This is a genomic window from Achromobacter sp. AONIH1 (assembly GCF_002902905.1).
GTDB lineage: Bacteria > Pseudomonadota > Gammaproteobacteria > Burkholderiales > Burkholderiaceae_B > Achromobacter.
The window spans coordinates 153,175-165,027 of the sequence record NZ_CP026124.1; the positions used below are offsets into that span (position 1 = coordinate 153,175).

The following is an 11,853-nucleotide window of genomic DNA, read 5'->3' on the forward strand; positions in this document are numbered from 1 at the left end:
CACGTTGCGCGCCGTTCCGAGGGGATCGGCACAGGAGACTCACCATGACGCATTTCCCATCCGCTTTCCCCCTGTCCCGCCTGGCCATGCTGTTGGCCATGACCCTGGCGCTGGCCGGCTGCTCGCTCGGCCCTGGCGGCCCGCCCCACCCTGGCGCGGCCAACCCGTACAGCAGCGGCGGCTTCCATGACGCCGGCCCGAACTACCCCGACACCGGCCTTTGACACGATGGTTCCCCAGGGCGCCCGCCCTGGGGAACCATCGCCATGCGCGGCGCCTGTCCCGGCTTCCTCCTCTCCCCCGATCTCATCCGGGCCCGGCATTGCGGCTCGCCGACAGATTGTCGACACGAACGCCCGCCCCCTGCCCCCGCCGCCGCGCAGCCCCGCCCACGCGCTTGCGCCTTTCCCGCCTCGCGGGTAAATTGTTGACAATTATTCGAGACAATCCCGCCAATTCCGCATTTCGCTCGCCAATTCGAGCCAGATTGTCGACACCATGAGCCAGATCCTCACGCTCCCGAACGCCGCGCCAGGCGATGGCGAAACGCTGTCGGACCAGATCTTCAAGAAGATCCAGGCCGCCATCGTCAAGGGCGAGATGGCCCCGGGCAGCAAGATTTCCGAACCCGAGCTGGCCCGCATCCATGGCGTCAGCCGTGGCCCGCTGCGCGAGGCGCTGCACCGCCTGGAAGGCCAGAGGCTGCTGGTGCGCGTGCCGCACGCCGGCGCGCGGGTGGTGTCGCTGAGCCAGCAGGAACTGTGCGAGCTGTACGAAATCCGTGAATCGCTCGAAGGCATGGCCTGCCGCCTGGCCGCCGAGCGCATGCCGGCCGCCGAGGTGCAGGAATTGCGCCGCGTGCTGGAAGCGCACGAGCGCGACGAGGCATTCCAGGCGGGCCTGGGCTACTACCAGCAGGAGGGCGACTACGACTTCCACTACCGCATCGTCAAAGGCAGCGGCAACCAGATGCTGTTCCGCATGCTGTGCGACGAGCTCTACCAGCTCGCGCGCATGTACCGCATCCAGTACTCGACCACGCCCAACCGCCCCCGGCAGTCCTTTGCCGAACACCACCGCATTCTCGACGCCATTGCCGACCGCGATGGCGAGCTGGCTGAACTCCTGATGCGCCGCCACATCCGCGCATCCCGTCTCAACATCGAACAACAGATCGCCCAGGGCAACCTCCGGCGTACCGAGGCATGATGAACAAATCCTATCGCAAGCCCCTGCCGGGCACCCGCCTGGACTACTTTGATGCGCGCGCCGCCGTCGAGGCCATCGCGCCCGGCGCCTATGACGGCCTGCCGTACACCTCGCGCGTGTTGGCGGAAAACCTTGTGCGCCGCTGCGAGCCGTCGCAGCTGACGGACGCGCTCAAGCAGCTGATCGAGCGCCGCCGCGACCTGGACTTCCCCTGGTATCCGGCGCGCGTGGTCTGTCATGACATCCTGGGCCAGACCGCGCTGGTCGATCTGGCCGGCCTGCGCGACGCCATCGCCGACAAGGGCGGCGATCCGTCCAAGGTCAACCCGGTGGTGCCGGTGCAGCTGATCGTGGACCACTCGCTGGCCGTGGAATACGGCGGCGACGACCCCGACGCCTTCGCCAAGAACCGCGCCGTCGAAGACCGCCGCAACGAAGACCGCTTCCATTTCATCGACTGGACCAAGCAGGCCTTCCGCAACATCGACATCGTGCAGCCCGGCAACGGCATCATGCACCAGATCAACCTGGAACGCATGTCGCCGGTGGTCCACGCGCAGGACGGCGTGGCCTACCCCGACACGCTGGTCGGCACCGACAGCCACACTCCGCACGTGGACGCGCTGGGCGTGATCGCCATCGGCGTGGGCGGCCTGGAAGCCGAAAACGTGATGCTGGGCCGCGCGTCCTGGATGCGCCTGCCCGACATCATCGGCGTGGAGCTGTCCGGCCGTCCCGGCCCCGGCATCACCGCCACCGACGTGGTGCTGACGCTGACCGAATTCCTGCGCAAGGAAAAGGTCGTGGGCGCCTACCTGGAGTTCTACGGCGCCGGCGCCGCCGCGCTGACGCTGGGCGATCGCGCCACCATCTCGAACATGGCGCCCGAGTACGGCGCCACCGCCGCGATGTTCGCCATCGACCAGCAGACCATCGACTACCTGCGCCTGACCGGCCGCGAGGACGAACAGATCGCGCTGGTCGAGACCTACGCCAAGACCGCCGGCCTGTGGGCCGACAGCCTGACGCAGGCGCGGTACGAGCGCGTGCTGCGCTTCGACCTGTCCACCGTGGTGCGCACGCTGGCCGGCCCGTCCAACCCGCACCGCCGCCTGCCGGTCGCGGACCTGGCCGAGCGCGGCATCGCCGGCAAGGTCGAGAACCAGCCCGGCCTGATGCCCGACGGCGCCGTCATCATCGCCGCCATCACCAGCTGCACCAACACCAGCAACCCGCGCAACGTGATCGCCGCCGGCCTGCTGGCGCGCAACGCCAACCGAGCCGGGCTCACGCGCAAGCCCTGGGTCAAGAGCTCGCTGGCGCCCGGCTCCAAGGCCGTCGCGCTGTACCTGGACGAAGCCGGCCTGACCACGGAGCTGGAACAGCTGGGCTTCGGCGTGGTCGCCTTCGCCTGTACCACATGCAACGGCATGTCCGGCGCGCTCGATCCCAAGATCCAGCAGGAGATCATCGACCGCGACCTCTATTCCACCGCCGTGCTGTCGGGCAACCGGAACTTCGACGGCCGCATCCATCCCTACGCCAAGCAGGCCTTCCTGGCGTCGCCGCCCCTGGTGGTGGCCTACGCCATCGCCGGCACCATCCGTTTCGACATCGAGCGCGACGTGCTGGGCACGGACGCCAGCGGCCGCGAGATCCGGCTCAAGGACATCTGGCCCACCGACGCCGAAATCGACGCCGTGGTCAAGGCCGCCGTCAAGCCCGAGCAGTTCCGCAAGGTCTACGCGCCCATGTTCGGCATCCAGGACGAGCGCCGCGCCGCCGTCGATCCGCTGTACCCCTGGCGCCCGCAGAGCACCTACATCCGCCGCCCGCCGTACTGGGAAGGCGCGCTGGCCGGCGCGCGCACGCTGCGCGGCATGCGCCCGCTGGCCGTGCTGGGCGACAACATCACCACCGACCACCTCTCGCCGTCCAACGCCATCCTGATGGACAGCGCCGCCGGCGAATACCTGCACAAGATGGGCCTGCCGGAAGAGGACTTCAATTCCTACGCCACCCATCGCGGCGATCACCTGACCGCGCAGCGCGCCACCTTCGCCAACCCCAAGCTGTTCAATGAAATGGTGAAGAACGCCGACGGCACGGTGCGACAGGGCTCGCTGGCCCGCGTCGAGCCGGAAGGCCAGGTCATGCGCATGTGGGAAGCCATCGAGACCTACATGGACCGCAAGCAGCCGCTGATCATCGTGGCCGGCGCCGACTACGGCCAGGGCTCGTCGCGCGACTGGGCCGCCAAGGGCGTGCGCCTGGCCGGCGTGGAAGCCATCGTGGCCGAGGGCTTCGAGCGCATCCACCGCACCAACCTGATCGGCATGGGCGTGCTGCCGCTGGAGTTCAAGCCCGGCGTCAATCGCAAGACGCTGTCGCTGGACGGCACCGAGACCTACGACGTGATCGGCGAGCGCAAACCGCGCGCCGACCTGACGCTGGTCATCCACCGCGCCAATGGCGAAACCGTGCAGGCCGCGGTGACCTGCCGCCTGGACACGGCCGAGGAAGTCTCCATCTACGAAGCCGGCGGCGTGCTGCAGCGCTTCGCCCAGGACTTCCTGGAAGCCGAATCGGCCGGCGCGGCCAAGCAGGCCGGCTGAGGCCAGGCCACGGCTGGCGGGCGCCCGACCCCGGCGCGCCCGCCTCCCCCGATCAACCCGACAGACCCCGAGGACCGCGACATGGCCCACGCTCCCCAGACCAAGATTGCCGCCACCTACATGCGCGGCGGCACCAGCAAAGGCGTGTTCTTCAAGCTGGACGACCTGCCCGAATCGGCGCGCGCGCCCGGCGCCGCGCGCGACGCGCTGCTGATGCGCGTGATCGGCAGCCCCGACCCCTACGGCAAGCAGATCGACGGCATGGGCGCGGCCACCTCCAGCACCAGCAAGACCGTCATCATCGGCAAGAGCACCCGCCCCGGCCACGACGTCGACTACCTGTTCGGCCAGGTCTCCATCGACCAGGCCTTCGTCGACTGGAGCGGCAACTGCGGCAACCTGTCGGCCGCCGTCGGCCCCTTCGCCATCACCAACGGCCTGGTCGACCCGGCCCGCGTGCCGCGCGACGGCATCGCCACCATCCGCATCTGGCAGGCCAATATCGGCAAGACCATCATCGCCCACGTGCCGATGACGAACGGCGAAGTGCAGGAAACCGGCGACTTCGAGCTTGACGGCGTGACCTTCCCCGCCGCCGAGCTGCAGCTGGAATTCATGGACCCGGCCGAGGACGGCGACGGCGGCTCGATGTTCCCAACCGGCAAGCTGGTGGACGACCTGGACGTGCCGGGCGTGGGCACCTTCAAGGCCACCATGATCAACTCCGGCATTCCCACCATCTTCCTGGACGCCGAGGCGCTGGGCTACACCGGCGCCGAACTGCAGGAAGACATCAACGGCGACGCCGCCGCGCTGGCGCGCTTCGAGGCCATCCGCGCCCACGGCGCGCTGCGCATGGGCCTGATCAAGTCGCTGGAAGAGGCCGCGTCCCGCCAGCACACGCCCAAGGTCGCCTTCGTCGCGCGCCCGCGCGACTACGTGGCTTCCAGCGGCAAGAAGATCGGCGCGGGCGACGTGGACGTGCTGGTGCGCGCGCTGTCCATGGGCAAGCTGCACCACGCCATGATGGGCACCGCCTCGGTCGCCATCGCCACGGCGGCGGCCGTGCCCGGCACGCTGGTCAACCAGGCCGCCGGCGGCGGCGAGCGCGACCAGGTCTGCTTCGGCCACCCCTCGGGCACGCTGCGCGTCGGCGCGCAGGCGCAGTTGGTGGACGGCGAATGGAAGGTCACCAAGGCCATCATGAGCCGCAGCGCCCGCATCCTGATGGAAGGTCGCGTGCACGTGCCTCGCGCAGGCTTCTGATCCTCGGGAAAAAATCGTCCCCGCCCGCGCCCGGCAAGAGGCGCGCAATTCCCGGCATCCTCGCGGGCCGGGCGAGGCGGGCCTCGTGCCCGCCCCGGCTATGCGTCGCGCGTCCTACAGATAGGACAGCGTGACGACATAGTGCCTGGTCTTGCCCTGCGCGCCTTCACGCGCCGGCAGCGGATCCACACGCACCTGCACATGCCTGGCGCTGCGCGTGGACGCTTTCACAGGCTGGCCCGCGGCGCGGGCCCGCTCGGCTTCGCACTCGACGCTGACCTGCAGGCTGCCCGGACGCGTCTTGGGCGAGCAGCTCGCGGGCTCCACGATGGCGCCGTAAAAACGGATCTCTCCGCCCTGGGCATGGACCGTGGAGACAGCGCCGGCGACGCTGAGGAGCAAGACCGGTAGACAACGACGTGGCGTAATCATGGCGCCTCCTGACAACGAAGCGCCGGCATTCGAAACCGGCCGGCCTTCATTGTCTTAACGACCTACGCACATCGAATTTAATGGCCTGTCCTAGGACTACGCGCCTGAGACTTTCCCTTAATTGCGCCGCAATAGCGCTGCCGGAAATGGCGCGCACGAACGACATCACGGTGCCGACCATGCACCGCAACACACTGGGTGGGATCGAGGTTCGAGGCTATTTTTCGGCCTGCTGCGCCGCACTAGAGACTATTACGTCGAATTGCCGATCCAGTCCGTCCAATGCCTGCTGTATGTGCAAACGGCGCGCTTTGATCCAGGCATCTTGCTCCGCCAGGCGCGCGTCCGCGTCCTTCAGCATGCGCGCCATCTCGGCGGGCTGAGGGCCGCCAAGGGTGGCGCGGCTGTTCACGATGGCCACCGGATCCAGCGCGGCGCGGAACTCGGCCTCGCTCATCGGCAGCTCGGTCCCGTACTTGGAATCCTTCTGCGACTCGGCATAGATGCGGCGCGCCTCGGCGTAGGGAAAGTCCAGCGGCTTGATGCCGTGGGTCTTGGCATAAGCCACGACTTCCGACGCGAAATGATGACCATCGCGGAACGGCAGCTTGTACTTGCGCATCAGCAGGTCCGCCAGCTCCTGCGAGGCGGTCCAATCGCTGTTCAGCTCCTCCAGCGCACGATCCGGGCTGATGACCAGGGCCTTGAGCACGCGGTCCCAGCGCTTGAGCGCCGCGATGCCGCTGTCCACCATCGCCGAATTCTGCTTCACGTCCTTCGGATCGCTCATGCCCGGCGTGATGTTGTGCGTCTGCAGGAGCGGCCCCATCGCCAGCGTCAGCGCCGTGGACGCATCGCTGCGCGTGTCGTTGAGCAGGCCCGGGTTGCGCTTCTGCGGCATGGCGCTGGACACGTAGGTATTGCCGCCGCCCTCTTGCAGCAGGATCCACGGGCGCGACTGCGCGTACTGCGTCAAGACGTCCTCGACGAAGTTGCCGGTGCGCAGCGCGATGCTGGCGACGATCGATGCCACCTCCACCGGCTGGTCCATGGACGAGATCTGCGCGGCGTCGTAGGCGTTGTCCACCAGCGCCTCGAAGCCCAGATAGCGCGCCATGCGCTCGCGGTCCAGCGGCCAGCTGGTGCCATTGAGCACCGTGGTGCCCATCGGCGAGCGGTCGATGCGGACATACGCCTCGCGGATGCGCTGCGCATCGCGCTGCAGCCCCGCCGCCTGCCCCAGCAGGTAGTGGCCGTAGCTGTTCGGCTGCGCGGCCACGCCGTTGGTGTAGTTGGGCACGATGGTGGCGGCGTGGCGGCCTGCCAGCGCCACCAGCGTCGCGCTGGTCTGGTTCAGCTGATCGGCCAGTTCCAGCAGCTTGTCGCGCAGGATGGCGCTGCGGTAGGTGGCGTGCATGTCCTGGCTGGAACGCCCGGCATGCAGCAGGGTCACGTCCTCGCCCGCCGCCTTGATCAGCAGCGGCTCGAACGAGATCACCGTCGACGGCCGCCCGGCGCCGGGCTGGGCGCCCGCCTCGAGCACCTTGGCCAGCCCCGCCGCCAGCCTGGGCGCCATGCGCTTGTCGAGCAGGCTCTGGTCGGTATTGATGACCAGCGTGGCCTTGTTGATCTCGCCGAGCCAATAGAAGGGATCGCGTTGCTGGACGGGTTTGGACTCGGTCTGCGCGCTCGCGCAGGCAGCGGTCAGGACGAGCGCAAGCGCAATGACGGGGCGTGTGAACATGGCGGTCTCGGCGAAGGCAATGCCGGCCAGTGTAGTCAGCCCCGGGCTTGCGCGACATCCAGGCTTGCGCTTATACGCAGATCCTGTCGGCCGCGCGAAAGCGCGTCTTTCTCAGGCGGGCGGCGGGGCGCCGTCCTCGGTCGGCCAGTAATAGGAATCCGGCGTGTTGCGCGCGCCGAAGATGGCCTGCCCCACGCGCACCACGGTGGCGCCTTCCTCGATGGCGATCTCGTAGTCGCCCGACATGCCCATCGACAACTCGTCCAGCCCGACGCCGGCGGGCGCGTCCTGGCGCAGCCGGTCGCGCAGCGTGCGCAGCAGCACGAAACACTGGCGCACACGCTCGGCCTCGGCCGAGAACAGCGCCAGCGTCATGAAGCCGCGCACCCGCAGGCCGGAATAGGCCGGCATCTGCCGCAGGAAGGCCGCGGCCTCGTCGGGCTGCAGGCCGTACTTGCTGGCCTCGCCCGAGGTATTGATCTGCACATACACGTCCAGCGCGCGGCCCTCGGCCTGCAGGCGGCGGTCCAGCGCCTCGGCCACGCGCAGGCTGTCCAGCGCCTGAAACTCGGCCGCGTAGCGCGCCACCAGCTTGGCCTTGTTGGTCTGCAGATGGCCGATGACCGACCAGCGCAGGTCCGTCAGGTCGGCCATGGCCTCCCATTTGCGCGACACCTCCTGCAGCTTGTTCTCGCCCAGGTAGCGGCAGCCGGCCTGGTAGGCCAGGCGGATGCGCGCCTCGTCCACCGTCTTGCTCACCGGCAGCAGGCGCACGCTGTCCGGCGCGCGCCCGGCGCGGCGGGCCGCGTCGGCGATGCGCTGGTTGACCGTGGCCAGGTTGCGGCGGAAATCCTCCACCGACTCGGCGCGCGGCCAGCGGCCGTGCTGGTCATGCTGGGTTTGGGTCTGCACGGGCGCGCCGCCCGCCTCCTGATCGATTGATTCGCTCATGCCTGAACCTCGCGCGTCGAAGCGGCGCGTTCCTGGCGTCGCTTCATTTTTGTCATAGGTCAAATATTATCACGCACGACGAACCGCGATGCATGAATGACATGACGCCAACGCGGGCCTGTTCCGGCGCGTGCGCCGGCTGCGTTACTCTCTCTGCCTCACGCGCGCCGCGCCCACCGGGCCGGCCGCCCCACTTCCGTCGCTGGACACCGAATGAACTACCTGCTGTGGTCGCTTCCCATGCTCGTCATCGCCGGCGCGATCGCCATCGCGCGGCTGAACGCCACGCAGGCCGCCGCGCTGGGACTGCTGGCCACGGTGCCCGTGGCCATCTACGCCGGCGACACGGCCTTCGGCGGCGCGCAGCTGGCCCTGGCGCTGGAACGCGGCGCCTGGATCGGCGCCACCATCGCGCCCTACATCCTGGGCGGACTGCTATTCTGGCAAGCAGCCGCGCACGGCGCCAGCGCGCCTGCGGACGGCGGCGCGGCAAGCCCCGCCGATGCCCGCGACCGGCGTCGCCTGCTGTTCTTCGCCTGTTTCCTGGTCGGCCCTTTCGCCGAGGCGGCCACCGGCTTCGGCGTGGGCATGCTGGGCACCGTCGCGCTGCTGCGCGGCCAGCGCATCGCGCCGCGCCACCTGATGGTCTTCGCGCTGTTGAGCCAGACGCTGATCCCCTGGGGCGCCATGAGCAGCGGCACGCTGCTGGCCTCGGCCTATGCGCGCATGACCGGCACGGAACTGGCGCTATATGCGATGGTTCCCACCGCCGCGCTGATGGCGCTGGTATGGCTGCCGCTGTATTGGCGCACCGCCAGCCGGGCCGGTTTCGATCCGCATAGCGGTGGCAAGACCCCGGAGCGCCTGCGCGAGGCCGGCTGGATCGCGGCCGCGCTGGCCCTGCTCGCCGCGTTCACCGCCTGGCTCGGCCCCGAGACCGCGCTGCTGGCCTCTTACGGCCCGCTGATCACGCTGCGCTATCTGCTGGACCGCCGGCCGGACCGCCGCGCTTTCGCCGCGACCGCGCGCCGCATGCTGCCCTATGCCGCGCTGATCGCGGCGCTGGCGCTGACACGCCTGGTTCCGGAATGGCGGGCCGCCCTGGCGGCCGTCGGCCGTGTCGCCCCCTACGCCGATCTGCCGGCCTGGTCGCCGCTGCTGCACGCCGGCTCCTGGCTGATCGCGGCTGGCGTGTTGACCGCCGCGCTGCGCGGCCAGGCCGCCCGGCTGTCGAGCGAGGCGCGCGCCGCCTGGACCACCGGCCGCCACGCCGTGATGACCGTTTTCCTGTTCGCCATGATGGCCGAGATCCTGGCCGCCGCCGGCATCTCCCAGGCCTTCGCGCGCGGCATGTTCGACGCGCTGGGCCAGGGCGCCGTGGTCGTCGCGCCGCTGTTCTCGGCCGCCTTCGGCGTGCTGACCAACAGTGGCAACATGCCCAACAGCCTGTTCATGCCGGCGCAGACCGCCATCGCCGTGCAGGCCGGCCTGAGCGTGCCGGCGGTGGCCGCGCTGCAACATGTCAGCGGCACCGCCATGAGCCTGTTCTCGCCGGTGCGCATGTCGATCGCGGCCAACCTGGCCGAAGGCCGTGGCGAGGAACGCAAGGTCTATGCGGCGCTGCTGCCCTGCGCGCTGGCCGCGCTGGCGCTGTTGCTGCTGATGGCGCTGGCGATCGCGCTGTCGCCCCGGCATTGAACGGCAAGCCGCGCACAACACCTGCAAGCCCGCCGCGTCGCCAGCCGCGTTAGTCCCGATCGCGCGGCCGGCAAGCAGCCCGTATCATCGCCGGGTCCGCACAAGAGCACGAGGGGAACGGGATGGAAACCATGGACAGGCAGCTGCGCTATTTCATCTGCATCGCGGAACTGGGGTCCCTGTCCCGCGCGGCCGACGCGCTGGACCAGACGCAATCGGGACTGAGCCGGCAGCTGGCCACGCTGGAGGCCCGCATCGGCCAACCGCTGTTCCTGCGCACCGGGCGCGGCGTGGAGCTGACCGAGGCCGGCAAGCTGCTCTACGACGCCACCCAGCCGGCCTATCGCGGCATCGACCTGGCGGTCGAACGCATGCGGCACCAGGGCGTGACGCAGGGCACGCTGCGACTGGCCGCCGTGCACACCCTCAGTTACTACTACACCGCCGATCTGGTGGCCGGCTTCGTCAGCGCGCATCCCTCGGTGAACCTGTCCATCATGGGCCGCAGCTCGCCCGAAGTGGTGGCCCTGGTGGAAAGCGGCAAGGCCGACCTGGGCCTGGTCTACGACTCGGCGGTGGATTCCGGCACGCTGGAATCCTGTCCCCTGTTCGACGACGACATGGCGCTCATCGTGCGCCACGACAGTGCGCTGTCCGGCCCGCAGGACCTGGCCGCGCTGTCGCTGCGGCTGGTCGGCTTCCCGCCGCACTACGCGCTGCGCCGCATGATCCAGAGCGCCGGCCTGCAACCGGATTTCGCCGCCGAGGCCGAGACCATCGACGCCATGCTCAGGCTGGTGTCCTCGGGTGTGGGCGACTGCATCCTGCCCGCCCGCATTCCGGACAAGCTGCTGGACGACTACGGCCTGCGCAAGCTGCCGGTGACCCGGCCGCTGCTGCGCCGCCGCGTGGTGGCGGTGACGCAGGCGGGCAAGCCGCGCACGCCCTTGCTCAAGGAATTCCTGAGCCGCGTCGAACAGCTGGCCGGCGAGCTGCGCGGCGGCGCCCCGGCATAGCTGCTATGAGCTGAGGTGCATGGCTGCCGGCGGCGGCCCTCTCCACAATAGGGTCAGGTTGCGCGCATGCCGCGCCAACACAGAACCATAAAACGGAGACGCCCCGCATGAACCCCGCCGCCCTCAGGGAAAAATCGTATTTCGACCAGCGCGCCACGCAGGAGATGCAGCAGCACCTGCGCGCCGTGCCCCGCAGCATCCAGGAGACCATGGCGCATGCCTGCCGCATCCTGGCGATGACGGAACAGGAGGCCGGGCTGGCCGGCCAGATCAGCGTGCGCTCTGAACGCCCCGGCGCCTACTGGACGCTGCGCTTCGGCCTGGGCTTCGACGAGGCCACGCCCGCTGATTTCATCGAAGTCGACCGCGACCTGCACACGCTCACCGGCGAGGGCATGGCCAACCCCGCCACGCGCTTTCACCTGTGGGTGTACGAGGCGCGGCCCGACGTGCAATCCATCATCCACACTCACTCGCCCTGGGCCTCGGCGCTGGCCGCCGCGCGCCAGCCGCTGGTGATCGCGCAGATGGACATGACGCCGCTGCACGACGACTGCGCCTTCCTCGGCGAATGGCCCGGCGTGCCGATCGCCGACCAGGAAGGCGTGCTCATCTCCGAGGCGCTGGGCGCCAAGCGCGCCATCATCCTGGCGCACCACGGCTATCTGACCGCCGGCGCGTCCTGCGAGGAAGCGACCTATCTGTCGGTCTACCTGGAGCGCGCGGCGCGCATGCAGATCCGCGCCCAGGCCTTCGGCCCGCTCACGCCGGTGGATGACGCGCTGGCCCGCGAGGCGCACGACTACCTGCTCAAGCCAGCCATCGTGCGCGCCACCTTCGACTACTGGGTCCGCCAGACGCGCGGCATCCCCGCCCTGCCGGCCTGAGCGCCGCTCCTTCCGCACTCTTTCAAGGACGTCGC

Annotated in this window: 10 protein-coding genes; 7 read left to right on the plus strand and 3 right to left on the minus strand. The window is 69.4% G+C overall.

Annotation, left to right across the window (positions count from 1 at the left end):
- Nucleotides 1-44 precede the first annotated feature (44 nt).
- The 4 genes from C2U31_RS00640 (at nucleotide 45) to prpF (ending at nucleotide 5,090) form a co-directional block, all read left to right on the plus strand.
- The gene (locus C2U31_RS00640; protein WP_199771081.1) at nucleotides 45-224 is read left to right on the plus strand and encodes a hypothetical protein; all 180 of its coding nucleotides are present in this window, start codon (nucleotides 45-47) and stop codon (nucleotides 222-224) included.
- 274 nt (nucleotides 225-498) lie between these two features.
- The gene (locus C2U31_RS00645; RefSeq protein ID WP_103271163.1) at nucleotides 499-1,209 is read left to right on the plus strand and encodes a GntR family transcriptional regulator; all 711 of its coding nucleotides are present in this window, start codon (nucleotides 499-501) and stop codon (nucleotides 1,207-1,209) included.
- Nucleotides 1,209-3,824, plus strand: a complete 2,616-nt coding sequence (gene acnD / locus C2U31_RS00650; RefSeq protein WP_103271164.1) for a Fe/S-dependent 2-methylisocitrate dehydratase AcnD — start codon at nucleotides 1,209-1,211, stop codon at nucleotides 3,822-3,824. Before C2U31_RS00645 ends, acnD begins: the two co-directional genes overlap by 1 nt.
- An 81-nt stretch (nucleotides 3,825-3,905) precedes the next feature.
- Entirely contained in the window at nucleotides 3,906-5,090 is a 1,185-nt protein-coding gene (prpF, locus tag C2U31_RS00655; RefSeq protein WP_103271165.1) for a 2-methylaconitate cis-trans isomerase PrpF, read from the plus strand.
- Nucleotides 5,091-5,204: 114 nt separating this feature from the next.
- On the opposite strand, the gene C2U31_RS00660 is transcribed toward prpF, so the two are convergent.
- From C2U31_RS00660 to C2U31_RS00670, 3 genes are all read right to left on the minus strand, one after another.
- On the minus strand, nucleotides 5,205-5,522 hold the full coding sequence (locus tag C2U31_RS00660) for a hypothetical protein (RefSeq protein ID WP_158658269.1): 318 nt from the start codon (nucleotides 5,520-5,522) through the stop codon (nucleotides 5,205-5,207).
- 217 nt (nucleotides 5,523-5,739) lie between these two features.
- Nucleotides 5,740-7,266: an argininosuccinate lyase gene (locus tag C2U31_RS00665; protein WP_103271167.1), complete on the minus strand. Its 1,527-nt coding sequence runs from the start codon at nucleotides 7,264-7,266 to the stop codon at nucleotides 5,740-5,742.
- Between the two features lie 111 nt (nucleotides 7,267-7,377).
- On the minus strand, nucleotides 7,378-8,217 hold the full coding sequence (locus C2U31_RS00670; RefSeq protein ID WP_103271168.1) for a YggS family pyridoxal phosphate-dependent enzyme: 840 nt from the start codon (nucleotides 8,215-8,217) through the stop codon (nucleotides 7,378-7,380).
- Nucleotides 8,218-8,430: 213 nt separating this feature from the next.
- Here C2U31_RS00670 and C2U31_RS00675 point away from each other — a divergent pair, with 213 nt between their 5' ends.
- The 3 genes from C2U31_RS00675 (at nucleotide 8,431) to C2U31_RS00685 (ending at nucleotide 11,818) form a co-directional block, all read left to right on the plus strand.
- Entirely contained in the window at nucleotides 8,431-9,915 is a 1,485-nt protein-coding gene (locus C2U31_RS00675) for an L-lactate permease (RefSeq protein ID WP_103271169.1), read from the plus strand.
- A gap of 122 nt (nucleotides 9,916-10,037) precedes the next feature.
- Nucleotides 10,038-10,931, plus strand: coding sequence for a LysR family transcriptional regulator (locus C2U31_RS00680; RefSeq protein ID WP_103271170.1), 894 nt, complete (start codon nucleotides 10,038-10,040; stop codon nucleotides 10,929-10,931).
- Between the two features lie 107 nt (nucleotides 10,932-11,038).
- Nucleotides 11,039-11,818 (plus strand): aldolase, encoded by a 780-nt coding sequence (locus C2U31_RS00685; protein ID WP_103271171.1) that lies wholly within the window; start codon nucleotides 11,039-11,041, stop codon nucleotides 11,816-11,818.
- Nucleotides 11,819-11,853 lie beyond the last annotated feature (35 nt).